This is a genomic window from Singulisphaera sp. GP187 (genome assembly GCF_900129635.1).
GTDB lineage: Bacteria > Planctomycetota > Planctomycetia > Isosphaerales > Isosphaeraceae > Singulisphaera.
Genome location: NZ_FSRB01000001.1, coordinates 206,173 through 222,968, shown reverse-complemented (window position 1 = coordinate 222,968; position 16,796 = coordinate 206,173). Strand labels below are relative to the sequence as shown.

The following is a 16,796-nucleotide window of genomic DNA, read 5'->3' as shown; positions in this document are numbered from 1 at the left end:
AATTCATCCCGGGGCCAGAGTGCGGGAACGGATCACATCCCGTCGACCATTTCCGAAGCGGAAGTGTCACGCTTGAAGGAATCGCAAAAACGGCCTGGTTTGCGACCGCCACGCCACGGCGATAATGTAGCGACTCCCGTTCAACCCTGGCAATCGGGAGGGTGAGGTTCGCGGGCCAGGTGGTGGCTTTCGGCACGGTTCCGAAGCGTACAACCCTCGGCTTCGGTGGGAGGTGCGGTCGTCACGCGTTGGCGAAATGGCATGATGCGCGGAATTCGTTGGCGATGATTCGCAAATGTTGGAGAATTGGCGGATCATCTGACGATGGGGCTGGTCGATGAAGCGGAGGGGGCGGCATGCTGCGGATTCTCGGTTCGGAGAAGATCCTGTGCGATGGATTGACGCGCCGCGACTTGCTGCACATCGGGGGCTTGGGGGCGCTGGGCTTGACGCTGAGCGATGCGTTGCGGCTGGGCGAGGCTCAGGCCGAGGCGGTTGCCCGTGCCTCGTCGTTCGGCAAGGCGAAGGCGTGCATTCTGCTTTTCCCTTACGGATCTCCCCCGCAACATGAGACGTTCGATCCCAAGCCCGACGCCCCCGAGCAAATCCGCGGTGAGCTGAAGCCGATCGCGACGGTCGTCCCCGGTCTGAACATCTGCGAAGGGCTGCCGAGAATTGCCCAGGTCATGGATCGCGTGACCGTGGTCCGCTCGATGACGCACGACTACCCGGCTCATGGAGTGGCCTACGCCGTCAGCGGCATCCCAACCTACACACCGGCCCTTGAAACGGCGCCCCACGACCCAAGGCACTGGCCGTTCATTGGTTCCGTCGTTGACTACATGGGCGAGCGTGACGATCCGCGCGGAGCCTCGTCGGCGGTCCCGAGGAACGTCGGCTTGCCCTGGGTCTTGAATTCCCACGCGGATACGGTCCCGCTGGCTGGCCCGTATGCCGCGTTCCTGGGCAAGGCATACGATCCCGTCTGGGGCGACTTCGACGGCAAGGGGACGGGTCTGGGGCCGCTGCTCAGCGACACTCAGACCCGGACGTTCCTCGACCCCTACCATGGTGTCGAACCCGGCGGTCACTTTCGGGTTGCCTCCGAGGGACAGACCCCCGGCGCGGTCGCTTCGGGGCGTCTTCGAACGCGCCGGAGCCTTTTGGAACAGTTCGACCAGACACGAGCCGGCCTTGATACGACCGAGGCGTCTCGCGCGTTCGACAAGCACCAGGGGCGTGCCTTCTCGATGTTGACCACGCCGTCCTTTCGCGAGGCGCTCGACGTCCGTCGCGAGCCGTTGGCGGTTCGCGAGAGTTACGGGATGACGATGTTCGGCCAGGCGGCCCTGGCGGCGCGTCGGCTGGTCGAGGCGGGATGCCGGTTTGTGACCGTCTTCTGGGACGCCTTCGGCCTTTTCGCCGGGTGTGCCTGGGACACACACGCCAACCACTTTCCGAGGCTCAAGGACTACCTGCTCCCCGGGTTCGACCGGGCGTTCTCAGGCTTGATCCTCGACCTGGAAAGCCGCGGCTTGCTCGACGAGACGCTGGTGATGTGGCTGAGCGAGCACGGCCGGACCCCTTTGATCGACTCGAAGCCGAAGGGGGCGGGCCGCCACCACTGGTCTCGGGCCTACTCGACGGCCTTCGCCGGCGGCGGAGTGGCCGGAGGCCGGGTCGTCGGCCGGGTCGTCGGCCGGACCGATCGACTCGGCGGCGAGGTCCTCGACACGCCGGTCTCCCCCAAGGACACCCTGGCGACCGCCTTCCATCTCCTCGGCATCGACCCCGACGCCACCGTCCCGACCGACTCGGCCGGCCGATGCGGATCGCGGGCGATGGACTCGTACGCACTGAGTTGTTTTGAGCGGCCTCGTCACAGTTGGCTGACGACCCAGGCCAAAAGATTCCGGCAGGCGACCTGGGGGGCCGCTTGCAAAGCGACGATCCCAAAGACGGCGGCCGTTGTGCAGTCGGTCGAGCGGGATAAAGCAATCAGCGGTTTCTTCTTCTCATCCTTTTACGACCAGATCTGTACCGTCGAGATGGACGAGTGCGATCAGGTTTTGGGCCTCGGAGACCGTAGAATCTTCACTCGACAGCTCGTAATCCATCTTTCCGTCCCCGTTTATGTTGCCTTCGATAGATAAACCATCCAGAGGCTGCGATCAGCAGGAGGCCAAAGATGACAATGACTCGTGCCAGGTAGTATTCAGGGTTTCTGAATGGATCGCGAGCGAGGGTGTTCGGCTGCAGGTAAATCAAGCCATTCTGATTGTCGAGAATGACATTAAATCGCTTCAAAATGTCATTGCCTAACAGCCCTAACCGGTCGTCATCCCCCTCGTGATTCCTGATGCTGTAGTTGAAGCCTGCAAAGGCATGGTCTCCGACGCTCAGCCGAGGAGCGGACGACGTTGCCTGGTTGTTCCACAGCAGTTTCTGCAGTTCGTCGAAGAGCTTGCTCCCAGGCGACATCTTATTGGAACTCAGGATGCTGGTGTAAGCTCCCGTGTCAAACATAAACCAACCTTTGCGTTGTTCATCAGCAATCGACAGGGTGCCTTGGATGAATGGAACAACCCCATCAAGAATCATTTTGTGTTTTGAATATTTCGAATCAATGGGTGGCAGAAAATCGTGTACGACCAACACTTTCCGATCGTAGTTGATTTCGATCACTTTGTCTTGAAATAGGGCGTTGCCCAGGAGGCCGTCTTCCCTGCGAGTCATATTGTCACCGACCACGAACGGCAGGCCATCCCAATGAAGATGCTCGATCTGCAGGTGATTTGTGCTACTGGAGGGCACCACGTTATTGCCGTCACTATTGATGAGATTGGCGGTGCCGTCAAATTGCATGTTTGCATTCAGGACAGAGCTTTTTTTGATCACACTTCCCCCGCAACCCAGATCAAACTGGAAGTCGAGGAATTTCCCTTTGTTTAGACGGGCTTTTATGTAAATTTTGTCGTTATCTCCCAAGCTGAACGGGATGGTAATACCAGTGGCGGGACGGTCGGACGCAGTGCGGGAATAGGGTTGGAGCTTCCTGTAGGCAGCACGAACTTGAGTCGCACAAACGACTTTGTCATTCAGAAGAATCGCAAAATCGTACTGGTCACCATAATTGACGGAAAATGTGATCGAGTCGATGTCCGAACGGAAAGTCACGGAGTGTGGTTTCATCGGAAGCTCGACATAGTAAATGTCGGGATGCCTTTCCGGCATAAGAGTCCAATGATTGCTCTTGACGTGGTCGCCGTCGACGATCGTGATCACTTTCGACCGTGATTTGAGAATCGGGATATCTTGTTGTGCCGTTACGGGATTCGGAAACACCGTACTCGCCAACAAGCAAAACATGAGTACGTTAAACACAGTCGATTTCAATGGAGGCACTCCCCCTCATTAGGTTGTCAGAATCGGCCATGTGGTCAAAAAGTTATTCGGCCTGATCGACGAATCATTGTAACCGCTCATGCCCCATCACCCAGGATCGAAGGCTTCTGGGACTGATTCTGGTGGGCCGTGATCGCTTGCGTGAGAAATTCCATCACGTCACGGGCTTGGGATCGGCAACTGGCAACGACTGTCAACATCCATTCCACGAACCGAGTGCCCTGCTCGCCGTGGTGCCGTAGCTTGTCTTCCGCCAACAGACCGCGTAACGGACGGCCCGTTCCACGGCATTGTTCGTGGGTTCTATTGCCGGTCTCGACGCGAACGTCCAGAGGCTCGCCTCAAGGCAGAGAAGTTCGCCACAGACCATGGCGGGCTTCACGCCACCGCACTGTGAGCCGGCCTCAACGTGGATCGAGTGCAAGGGCGAGACTCGTCCTGGCTTCGAGCTTATCGACACTGCCCAGAGCCATCGGGATGTCGAAGAGATCGGAGAAGAGAAGAGCCATCGACCCTTGCTGAGTCGGCTGACGCCGCGGAAGTAGGCCGTGGCCGTGGGGGGCGGCCTCGAGTTCAAAGCGGGCTGGGCCGATCAGTCATGCCCCCTCGATCTGCCGAAGTGGGGACCGATCGCGGCCGAGTGAAGCGAGACGCCCCGGTGGGAGCCGGGGCGTTTTTCATGTGCTATGCCCGGCTCGTCTCACGTTAGCCGTACAGGCGTTCGGAGAGCCGGTTCTCGAACTGGGAATCGCTCACGTCGGCCCCTCCGGCATGAGCATCCAGTGTGTCACTGAGAGGCTCAGCCGGTAGTCTCCAGACTCGTCGACCCACACTCTATTGCGGTGATTGTAGATCCCAAGCCGCTGGTAGACGCTCCCGGCTTGCGCCCGAGGCCACACCAGGACCGGCTCGGAGAAGTCGCCGTCGACCGCGACGGGGAGGACCTCGTTCACGCTGGTCCAAGTCACGGTGACTTCTCCTCGAGGGCCTTCTGCCCGGCCTCAGTCAGGCGGGGCACATATCAGCTTAGCCCGGCCGGGCACTTCCGCCATGGGCGGCCCTCCTAGTCTAGTGTCCGCCTGAACACAAAGGGATACCCCACAACCTCTTTTGTCCGAAATCGTTCGACAATCGAACGACACGTTGAACGATTCGTAGAACGACAGACGTGTTCTAAGCTCTTCGTTTTCGGCCCCGATTGGCGCAACAAAAAACCCCTGGTTTCCCAGGGGTTTCCGTTTCAGTGTGCCCGGCAGGAGTTGAACCTGCAACCTTTGGCTTCGGAGGCAGCCCAAATTACCAATCGAAAACGTAGTAAGTCTAATGCCAGGAATAGTCTACCGAAGTTCGACGTATTTGCAAACAGTAATCTACCGGCGCAAAAACACGCGAGGGATCGCAGTATTTCAGAATCAAGGCCGGTAGTGATCCGGTAACCGGGTGAGGGGGCTTGCCGCCGACCCGGCCGGTCAATCACCTCGACTCGGGATGATCCGGAGCAACCGGGCGCTAGATTCGGACTCCCGTCGCGTGAGCCCCCATGCGGATTCCGATGTCAAGGTTCTGTCGAATGGCGAAACCGGTCTTGATGAGCGTCGTCGGGGTGGTCGACTATCAGCCCTTCATGCTTGACCGCACAAGGTGCGCGGGGCGTAAATTTGGAAATTCTGTAAATTTCTTGTTTGTCTATGGGAGGGAAATGGATATTATGTCCATGTCGCAGTCGAGACGGAGTCGCCATGACCGAAGACGCACACGGCACCGGGTACGCGCCGCCCCCAGGTGACCTGATCCGAGAAGAGCTGAAAAAGCGTGGTTGGACGCAATTGGACTTGGCTCAAGTGCTTGACCAACCTGCCCCACGGGTTAATCAGATCATTCAGGGCAAGCAGACCATTTCGCCCGAAACCGCGATCGCTCTCAGTAAGGCGTTCGACATCTCGGCCCAAGAATGGATCACCCGCGAGTTTGCCTATCGGCGATATCTCACCCTCCAAGAAATTGAGCGACTCCAAGGCGATTCGAAACACTACCAAAATTCGCCGGTCCAGAAGCGAAAGAAACTCTACGAGCTAGCCCCGGTTAAGGAGATGCAGAGGCGGGGCTGGATTCGCGCGGACACTGACGCCGATGCAACCGAGGCTTCGCTTCGCCGCTACTTCGGCATTGAGTCAATCGACAACGAGCCTCCTATTCACGGAAATATGCGCAAGTCGGCCCCAAGCGTGCCGGCTTCGCCGGCGCAAAGAGCATGGGCGTTTCGGGTGCGGCAACTGGCCAGCGCGATCCCTGCGGCGTCGGTCGGACGATACGACGAGTCTGCAATCGACGATTGCATTCGTGATCTTCGCAAGCTCGCCGCGTATAGTGCCGAAGTGCGCAAGGTTCCGACTGCCTTGAAAGCTTACGGCATCAGGTTTGTGATCGTCGAGGGGCTCAGCGGGGCAAAGGTGGACGGATTTGCCACCTGGCTCGACGACGCTTCGCCGGTCATCGGCCTCTCACTTCGCTACGACAGGTTCGATTCCTTCTGGTTTACGCTTGGCCACGAACTGTCGCATATCAAGCACAGGGACATCTCGCCTGTCGATAGCGATATCGGGACCGAGCGAGACCCTTCATTGGAGGTGAAACCGCCAATGGAACGGAGGGCAGATTCGGAAGCATCGAGCATGTTTATCCCAGATGACGAATTAAAGTCGTTCATCCTGCGAGTCGGCCCGCTCTACTCGACCGAAAAGATCAATCAGTTCGCCAATCGTATCAAGATGCATCCGAGCATCATCATCGGACAACTCAAATATCGCGGCGAGATCGGGTATTCCGCTCACAACAAATCTGCCGTTCAGGTCCGCGATACGCTGATCAAGCACGCAATCACGGACGGTTGGGACAGAACGATCAACCCCGGAGCGCTTCCATGAACGGCCGCAGTCGCCGAAAGCCAGCTCGCAGCAACTACGCGAAGGATCTCGAGCGATTTATCGAGGTATATATCCTGGCGACAGGCGATCAAGCATGGACCACGTTCAAGATCGCCGATTGGCTCATCAAGACAGGCCAGTGGGAAGATCGGCAGATCAACTCGATCCGCTACCTCTCTCGCCAATTGTCCGCAGCCGCGAGGCAGGCAACGATCACGGATGAGAATGGGAATCGAATTAGGAGGTATCACGCATACCGTCTCGGGCCGCAACAGCCGATGCTATGGTCCGAGATGGAGAGCATTCACCCAGAGCAAATGAGTGAATCGAAGACGATGCGACGGAACAAGTTGGCGGCAGGGAACGTTCAACTATGGCTCGATCTCGATTACTACAACAAACACCATAATCCGGGCGAACCGATCCTCTTCGACCCAGACTATTCGAATGATATCGCCGAACGGACACAATCCGACGACTACGACGACACGCCCCCCGAAGACGATCAGCTTTAATCTAAGTCCTTGCTCCATCGTTTCCGGGTCTATCTTGGCGATCAAGGGCGCCGATCAGCGGATCATCGACGTCCTGATGAGCCATAAAGGGGAGGCGATGCGGAAACGGTACGCCTAATTCTTCCCGAAGGATTTCAGGAGGGCGATTGAGCTCCTACTGAGCTGAAGTAGAAGCCCCCCTCTATTTGCGACACAACGCGGCCACCTATCTCCGGAAGGAGTGGCCTAGACGTCGCGCGGGCCGTCTTGGGGCATTCTTCGCCGGCTGTCGATCGATGCAACGAAGGCTGCCGAGGCGATGGAGAAGTTGGGGTAGCCCTGGAGCGAAAGCCAAACACCCCTCGCAGGCCGCTAAGTCATCAACTTACAGGGTGGCAAGTTGCTCTCGCGAGCAGTTCGGCTCAAACCGCACAGTGAACAGGAGTTTAGAAACAGTGCCTCACATCACTTGCCAGGTTTGCCAATCCGGTGGACTGGCACGATTACAGGAGGTAGACCCATTCTCGATGTTGCGCTTCGGACGAATTCACGCCAAAACGGCCATGCGTTGAACACTCCGTTGAGCATCGCGAACGCCTGGAAATTATCCTCGGTGAGTCCATCGAACGAATTAAGCGTGTAAACGACAACAAATGCCGCTGAAACCTCGAGGGAGGGTAGGTTCTCTTGATCGTGTTTTGATCCCTTCAGCTCGAAATCGAGAAAAACGAAGAGTTTTCCTTCATCCTCATCCTTGTTGATGCCATACCTTGTGATGTTCGACTGCGTCGTAAATGAGTCGTCACTTGGATTGGTATCAGCTTCCCGACTACCGCTGAATTTTGTGAGGATCACATCATCAATTTGAACGCGATCCGAGACGAGGGCCGCCAATTCGATCGGATTAACCCTCGTCTCAGGCTGCAGTTCGCTGCTGTTGGACATTACGCGGCCCCCTTTAAAGTCGCCCCCTTTAAAGTCGATCGGGAGAGCGCATCAAGTTCCTCGAGCTTGGTCCAATAACCGGAACTCAAATCCGTCCATACAATGTGGCCCGTCGCTGTTTTTGGTGACTCCCAGACGAGGGCCGCGTTTTTGGCCGAGGGCACCGAATTCGTGAGAACCGGGGAATGAGTCTCGGTTTTCCCAACGTGAAAGTTGGGCCAGAGGTCAGATGCAGGGATGCTCAGGGCCTCTGCGATTTTCTTGACCGTACGGCGTTGGGGACGGCAGCCTCGAGAAAGCATCATCGAAACGGCAGGCTGTCCAACGCCGATTGCGGTAGCCAAGGCACTCTGAGTCATCTTCTTCTCGTTCATCGCCGCAGAAAGTCGACTTGCAAAGGTAGCCTCCTCAGCGTCGAGTTCGGCGCAAGCGGCTGCCTCTTCCTGGCTCAATGGCGATCCGAAGTCCCTTGAAGCAGACGAGACAACTTCGGACATCGGAAATAGTGCCTGGGCAATGGTCGCAAAGAGAGACTCACGTTCCAGTTCGTCGACATCCGGATCGCGAGCGTAGGCGATCAGTTCTTCAATGTCGGCCCGTGTCTCCGCATCACATGCCTGGAACGCCGCGAGGCAGTCTGCAAAAGTCCGGCAGGCCGCCACAAGCTCGTCGAAGCTGGTATTTTTCTGTTCGACGTTCATGACGCCCATATCGTGTTTCTCCAACGAAAGTTCCTGAAGTGGAAGCTAGGCACCTGCATAATGCTCATTCCGTACCGTTTTTCTACGTAATTTGAAGCTGGTGAGATCGCCTACCGTGAAATCATTTCGCTTCTTTGGAAAAACGGCCAGAATCCAAATCATTGGAAGTGGCTGACACACCGTGCGACCTCCGTGATGAAAAATGATCCGGAGATTTCGGTGGCCACCTATTACGTCGTCGATACGCAACTCGCCAACATCATTGACTTTGCCAGCAATCCCCTTTACCCACTCCCAGTCCAGGTCGCATGCCTGACCACCATTCGTGTGAGGAGAACTATCTGGCCAAAATGCGAGCTTGAGGGCATGGCGCCGGACCTCCATGCGGTCCTTCGTCTTGGGGAAATGCTTGGAGACATCATGGTATGCGGCGAGGGTTGGCCGCACGCGATAGCTGCCTATCAAGTTTCCACTCAAGACCGGATTCCCTGCTCATTTATCACATAATTTTGGTCGTCTCCGTGAGTATTATCACAAAACTAGGTCGAGGATCAACAACAAGGCACCGCGATTGTGAAAATAGGCCTCGAATCCCGATTCCGTGTGCCCTGTTCTCTGAACGTCTGTTCCTGATCTGGCGTAATCGATATTTTCGGGATGCGGGATTTCCCCTCTTTACACTACTGGGCATCTCGCACCAAGGTCTGTTTACCAGTCGATAGCGAGAAGTCGAGGGACTCAGGAGATCGCCACGATCACAAAAGTTCGAGAGATTCACCACACGCCACCCCCCGTTTTAAGTACTCGACGAGAGATCCTGGTGCGGGACCGCCGTCGCAACGCGTCGGCGATTCACCAGATCAAGATTTTCGACGTGGGAAGTGTCGTCGGTCCTTAACGGGACCGTCTGAGATTTGGGACGGAAAAATCGCTCGTAGCCGTCCCCGTAATTCATAATGGCAAGGAACCACCCAAAAGGAGATTGAGCATGTGGCGGACACAGCGGGGAGTGCGGGCCTTGAGAATCGCGGAGTGGGAGTTGTTCCGCGAGGGGATCGACACGCTGTGGGATTCGATAGAGGAGTCCTTCGATTCTCCCGGGGACTTTACCACTGGCGTGGAGGTGTTCGACCGCCTGCAGCCAAATCAGCAGCTCGCAATGCTTGTCCTCGTCGGTCAGGCTCTGCGGGACAAAGACCTGCCGGCCCCAGACCTAACCGCCACGACAGAAGGGACCGTGGCCGCCGTTTTCGAGCATCTCCGGAACGAAGTGGCGATGGAGATCGACCTGGAAGATGACATCAAACGCGACCAGCCCGAGTCGGCCGATGAGGTCACCCTCTTGCGACGACGGATCCTGGCAGCGTGTCGGGAGTGCAGGGGATTCGGAGGCGCAAGGCCACCGGCCGAAACCTCTCGGAAGGGAGAAACGTGGGAATCGCTTCTCGAAACCTTGGCCTCCCGGATCCTCTGGGATGACGGAGACTACGACATGGCGGCCGATTTCATTGACGAGGAACCCGAAGAGCGTCGGGCCAAGATGGCGTTGATGGGCATCGCCCCTGATTATTTCGTGGACATCGCCCCGGACCCCACTGACGAGGAATTAGAGACGATCCGAGCCGACTTGAGGGAGCTAACCGGCCGAGTTGGCGGCAAGTCAGTAGACTGAGCGTGACACGACGTAACTTTTCATCCATCGTTTGATCGAGTCATAGGCCAACATCGGAGACTGCATTATTGGAGTCTAACGAGCAAGTCAGTCCTGCGACCAAAAGCTATTTCGGCACGGCGACACGTTGGGTCGGCGGAAAATTAAAGTGTCTTATATCTTGGCTCGAAACAAATGGAAATCTTGCCAATGCAATTGCCACGATTTTATCTGCGTTCATCGCTTTCGTCGCTCTTTTCGCGTCGCTAGTCTCTGTCTACCTCGCACGAGAGGCATTAAAGGATCAGCACCATCACAACGTCCTGTCCGTGAAACCCCTTCCGATGTTGACCGTTTTTGATGGGGAGGAAAAGATTCAGGTCGTGCTGCGCAACAACGGCTCGGGTCCTCTGATCATCAAGGATATCGGCGTCACCGATGGCAAGCACGAGAAGACGAGCGTCATCGAATGGATGCCGGAGCTGCCCGACGGGATACAGTGGGATACGTTTGCGAGCGAATCACGCGAACGGAGCCTTGCACCAGGAGACGAGATCGTTCTGGTTCGGTTGCTCGGCGAACCGTCAGACCCAGCATTCCGGGAGGGACGCGACAAATCCCGCAACGCCCTCAGAAATCTCACTGTTTCTGTGAGGCATACTGATATTTATGGAACTTCGATGGTTCCGCACGTAATGGATCTAACGTGGTTCGGACGTCGAAAGAAACCCGATGCTGCTTCGGGAAAGCCACACTGATAATAACCTCTGATCTGCCCATTCCATCCCTGCCCCCTCCGCATCCTGACCTAGCAAGAAGCTGCCGGGCTGGGTGACTGACCTCGCCCAGCCCGGCACTGCATGCATCAGTCCATTCGGGTCGAAAGATCAGAATGCACAGAGGATCGAGTGGGGGTGAAATTGGACCGGAAGCATGGTCCACTCTCGGGGCTTCGCCCCGAACCCGGGATGGCCAGGAAAGGAGGATGGCGGGAACCCACGTCAGTAGCAGCAGCCGACCAACACGCCTTGCCCGGCTGTCGATCTTCCCGCCCCACTTCGCCATTCCTTTCCTCTGGCCGTCACTTCGGCCGAAGGCCGACTGATGAGCGACTTGAAACAAAAAGCCCCCACACGCGGCGTGACTCGCGTATGGGGGCAAGGCCAGCGCATATCAAAGTGGCTGCAATGAAAGAACTTGTGTAAGATAGTCCGTATTGATCATACAGGACATCATCTTGCCGCGAAGACTATCCTTGTCGGGATGACGCTTCAGGAGCGTCACGGCGAACCGCCGAAGCCAGCTCAAATTGTTCCCCAAAGTTCGCTCGCGAGTGCGGTGCTCGTCCTCGCGAAAGTTGACATCCAGGACCCAATGCATCGACTCGATGCCCCAGTGTCCGCGCACCGCTTCGCCGAACCGCTTGCCACTGAGATCGCAAGTGCTCAGATAGTAACGCATCTCCTCCGACTCCGTACCGTCGGCATGCCGCGTGACTCGCACCGAATAGCCGATCGCTTTGACCCACGGCCACTCTTTCCCCGGGGCGAAATCACTGGGCACCTTGGCCAGAAGATAGGCCCGTTCGTCGATGCGGCCGTGCCCGTCATCGCGGGTCTCGTGATATTGATACCGGAGGTCTTCCAGGTCGCGTTCCATGTGGTCGGAAAAGAACGACTGGATCGCTGCTGCAAGCTTCGGCTGGTTGTCTTTGACGGCGATCACGCAGTCGCCCTTGCCAGTGACGATCTGCTTGACGATCTCTTTCTGGCAGCCCATCGCGTCGATCGTAATGAGCGTACCGGCGAGGTCGATCTGGTTGAGGAGTTGCGGTATCGCCGTGATCTCGTTGGACTTGGCGTCGGTGGCGACCTGGCCCAGTGCGATGCCCTCCTCGCTGGCCCAGGCGCTGACAATGTGGAGATTGCCGAGGCCTTTGGCCTTGTCGTGCGACCCGCGACAAGCCTTGCCGTCGATGGCGACGAGACGGTGGGGATTGTTGACGTCGACCGGAATCGCCTCACAGATCCAGGCTTGAAAGACGCGTTGAAACGCTTCGGGCTTGAGCGTCATGAGCAAGCGTCGGATGCAGTCCCGGGAGGGGATGCCGTTGGGCAGAGTGAGATGCAGGGCCAGCCAGGATTCTCGGTTCTTGGCCCATCGATGGATGGCGGTGGGTCCATCGCAGCCACAGATGACGGCGCAGACCGCAATGACGGCGATATCGACCAGCAAGTGCTTGCGATTGCGTGTATGACGGGGATCGGAGAGCGATTCGAAGTAGGAACCGATCGAAGCCACGTCGACAAACTTGGCCATGAGACGAGATCCTGAGTTCGGTCCGTGTCCAACCTCCACGCGCCAAGTGTCGAGGCAGGCGATCACGAAAACCGTATCTCAGGATATCGAGTTGAATCCTCTCGCGCTAGACCGCCTAAACCGTACAGCTATGCGCGCTGGCCTTGCGTATGGGGGCCTGTTCGCCAGAACATGCGTCGGTCTGGGATTACAACGAATCCCAGCCGAGTCGATTCTACGGGAAACATGGACGGAGGTCCACTAATCACCCGGACCGGGTTGAATTAAACTTCCCGACCCGCGTTACCTGGATGGGGCTTGGCCGGCAGGGAAGTCGACCGGTTTCGGCGGTTCCGGCGGCACCAGCCGCCATGGGTGGCTGGCACAGCCAAGATAGACGTCGCTCGCGGCCAGATGCCACGCGGCATGCGGCGACCGTCTCCGCCACATTTCCTCGACTTCCGGCGGGAGGGGATCGTGTTTGCCGTGGAAGGTGATCACGAAGAGCTTGCTGCGGTGCTCGATCGACTTCTCGAGGCAGTAGGCTCGACGCCACCTCATCCTTTCACCCCAGAGCCCCAGTGCGATCAACGAGACGAACATTATCACGGTCCGTACCCGTACCTTCGGCCTGGCCATGGGAGACTCCGTTCCGTCCAAGGATAGCGTGCCAAGAGACTTCGACACACGGACAGCGAGCCTATCCCATTCGCACCTACGGAGGAATCCCGTCCGAGTGCTTAGGTTGGGGCGGATGTCCCAAACCCAGATGGCCAGGAGAGAGAAAGCGCTGGCATTCTTCCCTCTCATCCAGAATAGTGAAATTGGCGTGAGAACTCTGGAAGATGAGCGCCGAGAGGCCGGGTTCGATGGAAGGGAGCGACCGCGATGGCCAACCAAAACGGCTTGGCAGTTACCAATCCAAGGATCCGATCTGTTCAGGAATGGCTACGCGATCAAAAGAATGATGAGTTGCAGGACGGGTTTCATGACAATTACCACGGGCTCATGGTTGGTCCTTGCGATCGGAAGACCATTCGTCGAGAAGAGTCTTGCCGATTGCTGGTGATTCTGGGTTCTTGCCACATGGACCAGTTCGATTGCAACTACGAGGAATGGACCGTTCCCTACCGAATCGACGTGTATCGGGCTGAGGCTCAAGGTTGGCCCGGTCCCGCAGATCCCAAGATGCTTCTCTCACCGAAGCAGTTTGCCGACTGTCGCAGGGCGAAAAGGACCGGCGAGCAGTTCGAGATCGAGAGCCGCCACCTCATCACACCCATGGAAGGCAGGTGGAGGGTGATGACGGACCGTGGATTGTATCTCGTCAACGTTGAGGAGAACGGCTACGCCGAGGACGTAGAGGGCTACCCGACTGCTTCCTTCGAGACGCCGCTGGAAGCGGCCTCTGCCTACCTTTGGGCCGTGGCGATCGGAAAAGCTCGCGGAGCACGTTACACGGCGGCAATGAGGAACTTCGGGCGAGAGGAAAGGGAGTAGGGATCGCAGGGCAGAACAAGCAACCCAAGAAGGAGGGGAGCAGAAATGGGGCCTTCCTCGAAAAACCTGCTGACGGTTGCCGACCTCACGGACCGTCAACTCGGCGACTATCTCGACCTGAAGCCCGATGGCATAAGACAAATCGTGCTGTGCTTGATGCTTGGTGAGATGGTCAGCGAGAAGTTAGGCCCCTATCGCCAACTTCTCTCTCAGCCAATTCAAGGCTAAAAAGAATTCGTCGTCGGACGGAACGACGTAATGCGTGTTGGCGATCCCCTTCGGTGAATCGGCGAGGAAGTGATTCGCGTAAAATTTGAACTGGGGATGTTGGCCTAAGGTCGTGGCTGACGTCTTCCGGAGATGCTTGAGGCTGAGTCGGATCTTCGCGCCCATCTTTGCTGCAAGCCGGTTCCAAGCTGATTGGATCGCGTCGTAGCGGCGCATTTTTCCGTCCTCCAGCCAGAACTTCACGAGCGGGTTCCCCTCGTCCGTAGTCAAAACCAGGTCGCCTGACGCTCGAAACTTCTTGAGCAGGACGAACGTTTCCGGCCAGAGGCGATAGGTTACGACCGGGCCTCCTCGTTCACGCGTCTTGCTCCTGGCTCGAGTGATGGTCCCTGTCTTCCAGTTAACCTCCTCCGTCTTCAACTCCGCGATGTCGTTCTGGTACATCCCGCAGTTGAGCATCAGAAGCAGGTAGAGTTTGGTTCGTTCGGAGAAGCCGTCGCAGGCTGTCAGCAGTCCTTTAATCTCGTCTGCCGTAAAGACCTCGATCTTGGCCGCTGACGAGTGGTTGAACCGGAAGCGACGGGACCGCAGGTTGCCTGGGACCGGGATTAATTTCATCTCGGCGAGTCGGCCGACAAACTGCTTGGCGGTCATGAGGATCGAGTGTGCGTAGGTGGGCGCATAGGCACCCTCGCTGACCTTCGCTGAGAGGTGATTGAAGAACCTCTCGATCTTGGTTTCGTCGATCGCGTCGATTGCCGTTTCGGGTCCGATCCATGCAGCGAAAATACCGATGACTCGACAATAGGCGTCGAACCGGCCTTCGGAGATCTGACCAGACTGGCAGATCCCAAGAAGGAGGGTTTTCCAGGATTCGACCTGGGCGGCGACGGTGCGATTCGGAGGTGTCGTCTCGATCGCCGACTTGAGAATCGCCTCCGCTTGGGCTTTGATCTGTTGGTACTTCCCCTCTCCCAAGAGGGAATCGACCACCCTTCCCCGGTCTTTCTCGGCAATCTGGTCCCAGTCTCGAACCATCGACCAGAATTTAAAGGCGTTTGCCCGCTCCTCGGACTCAGAGGGTGGCGCGTTGTCGGTCAGCCCCTGTTGTTGTCGCCACCATGCGTTGGCAGCCCTCCACGAGGCTTCCTTGGTATCCTCCGTGCCAAGTTGCCGGCACGAGACGGAGTACCAAACGTTCTTGTATTTCTTGCGCCAGCGGCGGCTCCCGCCAACCCACGTCATGTAAAACGGCTTCGCCATGACGACCTCGCAAGCAGGCGATGGAAGCCACCAATCAGGGGATCCCCCAAGGAGATCGCCAACTCCCGTGTCGGAGTCGGCCCTGAGACGCGAGCAACCCAAAGGAGAGGGGCGACGGGGCCTTAAGCCTGCCGCCCTTTCTTTTGGGTTGCTCAAGCGAGTCTTCGCCTCAGATCCGGCAATAACCCTTCCTTCTGATACCTCAACAATTCTTGGTGACTGATCGCCCAAGAAGGATACAAACCCCTTCCTGATTGCCGCTTCTGACCTTTAATCCTCCCCAGGCGACACCACTCCCGGCAGGTGAAGGGAGCTTTGCCTACAAGCCGGGCGAACTCTTCCACCTGATAGTAGTCCTTGATGGTCTGTCTTTTGATAAGAACCTGAAGAAGGGTTTCCATCCGATCCAACCGAGCTTCCATGCCCTCTCCAACTTCGGTAACTGCAAGCACGATCGACCTCTCAAGCAACGTGAAAGTGAGGCTGAGACTTCCGTTGGGCGTGAGTCGCCTTTTGCATCCAAATCAAGCCTAACATTGCGTTAAATGGAAGTCAAATTCTGTAGTCAAAAAAAATCAGATTCCATTTCATAAAGAGAATTCCATTATTCCATTATGGAATTCCACATGGATTCCAGTCAAAAGATTGGTACGTGTTTAGCGTGTCCGAAGGCCATTTTTCAGGGGTTTTCGTGAATCTTACAAGTGTACGACGAAAGTTCTACGAGTGTAAGACATTCGCGAGACCCCTGTTTTCAGGCGGTGAGACACACTAAACACGTACAAAGATGGAATCCATGTGGAATTTCAAGCGTTTGAGAAGCGAAATCAGGCAACCCAAAAAGGAAGGGGCTTGGCCGTGATGACCATGCCCCCTTCCTTTTTGGGTTGCTCGTATCAAACGCTATCGTGGCCACGCCTAAGGTTCTTCTAGCCCAACGGCGACTGAGTTAACGTCTCCGAATCCCATATCGAATGTTGTCGGACCAATCCTTGGCCATGGCCTTGGACTCCTGCTCTTCATTGAATGCCGAAGGCGGTGGCGTGCGGACGCGGGCAGGGCGGGTATCGACAACGCCCATCGCCGTCAAAGCCCGAATATGCTTACAGCCGAGCGGATCCAGGTAGTTGCGATTAAATTCGAAATCTGCACAAGTGCACTGGGTTCCATGGTCGTGCTGTGACACATGCCAGACTTCGCCATCGGGCTTGCGAAGCTCGAAGCACTGGCGGACAACCTCCGCTTCGACCTTGATCGGCACAATCTCGTACGCCGTGGCGTTGATTATCAAGATCATCCGGACGGCATGCTTTGGCCTCTCGGTCGCGGCGAGTTGGTCGGTCTTGGAATTGGAAGTCGCGGTTGCCATTCGTTTCCTCGGCGATGG

At 57.0% G+C, this 16,796-nt stretch carries 16 protein-coding genes; 6 read left to right on the top strand and 10 right to left on the bottom strand.

The genetic code is table 11. The features are described from left to right. Positions 1-356: 356 nt before the first annotated feature. Positions 357-2,153, top strand: a complete 1,797-nt coding sequence (locus BUS42_RS00875; RefSeq protein WP_254053227.1) for a DUF1501 domain-containing protein — start codon at positions 357-359, stop codon at positions 2,151-2,153. Here BUS42_RS00875 and BUS42_RS00870 read toward each other — a convergent pair. Beyond that, complete coding sequence (locus BUS42_RS00870) at positions 2,095-3,396, bottom strand: pepsin/retropepsin-like aspartic protease family protein (protein WP_074304553.1); 1,302 nt, start codon at positions 3,394-3,396, stop codon at positions 2,095-2,097. The genes BUS42_RS00875 and BUS42_RS00870 overlap by 59 nt on opposite strands. A gap of 761 nt (positions 3,397-4,157) precedes the next feature. Further along, on the bottom strand, positions 4,158-4,373 hold the full coding sequence (locus BUS42_RS00860; RefSeq protein WP_074304549.1) for a DUF551 domain-containing protein: 216 nt from the start codon (positions 4,371-4,373) through the stop codon (positions 4,158-4,160). 771 nt (positions 4,374-5,144) lie between these two features. On the opposite strand from BUS42_RS00860, the gene BUS42_RS00855 reads away from it, so the two are divergent. Both BUS42_RS00855 and BUS42_RS00850 read left to right on the top strand, forming a co-directional pair. Continuing rightward, the gene (locus tag BUS42_RS00855; protein WP_074304547.1) at positions 5,145-6,329 is read left to right on the top strand and encodes a helix-turn-helix domain-containing protein; all 1,185 of its coding nucleotides are present in this window, start codon (positions 5,145-5,147) and stop codon (positions 6,327-6,329) included. After that, positions 6,326-6,844, top strand: a complete 519-nt coding sequence (locus BUS42_RS00850) for a hypothetical protein (RefSeq protein ID WP_074304545.1) — start codon at positions 6,326-6,328, stop codon at positions 6,842-6,844. Before BUS42_RS00855 ends, BUS42_RS00850 begins: the two co-directional genes overlap by 4 nt. 444 nt (positions 6,845-7,288) lie before the next feature. Here BUS42_RS00850 and BUS42_RS00845 read toward each other — a convergent pair whose 3' ends face one another. Genes BUS42_RS00845 through BUS42_RS42420 form a run of 3 tightly spaced genes read right to left on the bottom strand, consistent with a single transcriptional unit; the run spans position 7,289 to position 8,946 of the window. Next, on the bottom strand, positions 7,289-7,768 hold the full coding sequence (locus BUS42_RS00845; RefSeq protein ID WP_074304543.1) for a hypothetical protein: 480 nt from the start codon (positions 7,766-7,768) through the stop codon (positions 7,289-7,291). Next, complete coding sequence (locus BUS42_RS00840; protein WP_143206193.1) at positions 7,768-8,493, bottom strand: helix-turn-helix domain-containing protein; 726 nt, start codon at positions 8,491-8,493, stop codon at positions 7,768-7,770. Before BUS42_RS00840 ends, BUS42_RS00845 begins: the two co-directional genes overlap by 1 nt. Positions 8,494-8,514: 21 nt before the next feature. Beyond that, positions 8,515-8,946 carry a hypothetical protein gene (locus BUS42_RS42420; RefSeq protein ID WP_143206192.1) on the bottom strand — a complete coding sequence of 144 codons (432 nt, stop codon included), beginning with the start codon at positions 8,944-8,946 and terminating at the stop codon, positions 8,515-8,517. A 511-nt stretch (positions 8,947-9,457) separates the two neighbouring features. Here BUS42_RS42420 and BUS42_RS00830 point away from each other — a divergent pair. Both BUS42_RS00830 and BUS42_RS00825 read left to right on the top strand, forming a co-directional pair. Further along, the gene (locus BUS42_RS00830; protein WP_074304537.1) at positions 9,458-10,141 is read left to right on the top strand and encodes a hypothetical protein; all 684 of its coding nucleotides are present in this window, start codon (positions 9,458-9,460) and stop codon (positions 10,139-10,141) included. A 68-nt stretch (positions 10,142-10,209) separates the two neighbouring features. Continuing rightward, positions 10,210-10,878 carry a hypothetical protein gene (locus BUS42_RS00825; RefSeq protein ID WP_074304536.1) on the top strand — a complete coding sequence of 223 codons (669 nt, stop codon included), beginning with the start codon at positions 10,210-10,212 and terminating at the stop codon, positions 10,876-10,878. A gap of 415 nt (positions 10,879-11,293) precedes the next feature. On the opposite strand, the gene BUS42_RS00820 is transcribed toward BUS42_RS00825, so the two are convergent. Next, a complete protein-coding gene (locus BUS42_RS00820) occupies positions 11,294-12,439 on the bottom strand; it encodes an ISAs1 family transposase (protein ID WP_074304534.1) in 1,146 nt (381 codons plus the stop codon). Positions 12,440-12,721: 282 nt separating this feature from the next. After that, positions 12,722-12,979 (bottom strand): hypothetical protein, encoded by a 258-nt coding sequence (locus BUS42_RS00815; protein WP_143206191.1) that lies wholly within the window; start codon positions 12,977-12,979, stop codon positions 12,722-12,724. A 327-nt stretch (positions 12,980-13,306) separates the two neighbouring features. Between BUS42_RS00815 and BUS42_RS00810 the strand changes: the two genes are divergently transcribed. Beyond that, the gene (locus BUS42_RS00810; protein ID WP_074304529.1) at positions 13,307-13,918 is read left to right on the top strand and encodes a hypothetical protein; all 612 of its coding nucleotides are present in this window, start codon (positions 13,307-13,309) and stop codon (positions 13,916-13,918) included. Between the two features lie 183 nt (positions 13,919-14,101). On the opposite strand, the gene BUS42_RS00805 is transcribed toward BUS42_RS00810, so the two are convergent. The 3 genes from BUS42_RS00805 to BUS42_RS00795 all read right to left on the bottom strand — a co-directional run bounded on the left by BUS42_RS00805 (position 14,102) and on the right by BUS42_RS00795 (position 16,778). Further along, positions 14,102-15,409 (bottom strand): tyrosine-type recombinase/integrase, encoded by a 1,308-nt coding sequence (locus BUS42_RS00805; RefSeq protein WP_074304527.1) that lies wholly within the window; start codon positions 15,407-15,409, stop codon positions 14,102-14,104. 152 nt (positions 15,410-15,561) lie between these two features. Further along, positions 15,562-15,861, bottom strand: a complete 300-nt coding sequence (locus BUS42_RS00800; protein ID WP_254053226.1) for a hypothetical protein — start codon at positions 15,859-15,861, stop codon at positions 15,562-15,564. Between the two features lie 497 nt (positions 15,862-16,358). Beyond that, positions 16,359-16,778 (bottom strand): SWIM zinc finger family protein, encoded by a 420-nt coding sequence (locus tag BUS42_RS00795; protein ID WP_074304525.1) that lies wholly within the window; start codon positions 16,776-16,778, stop codon positions 16,359-16,361. Positions 16,779-16,796 lie beyond the last annotated feature (18 nt).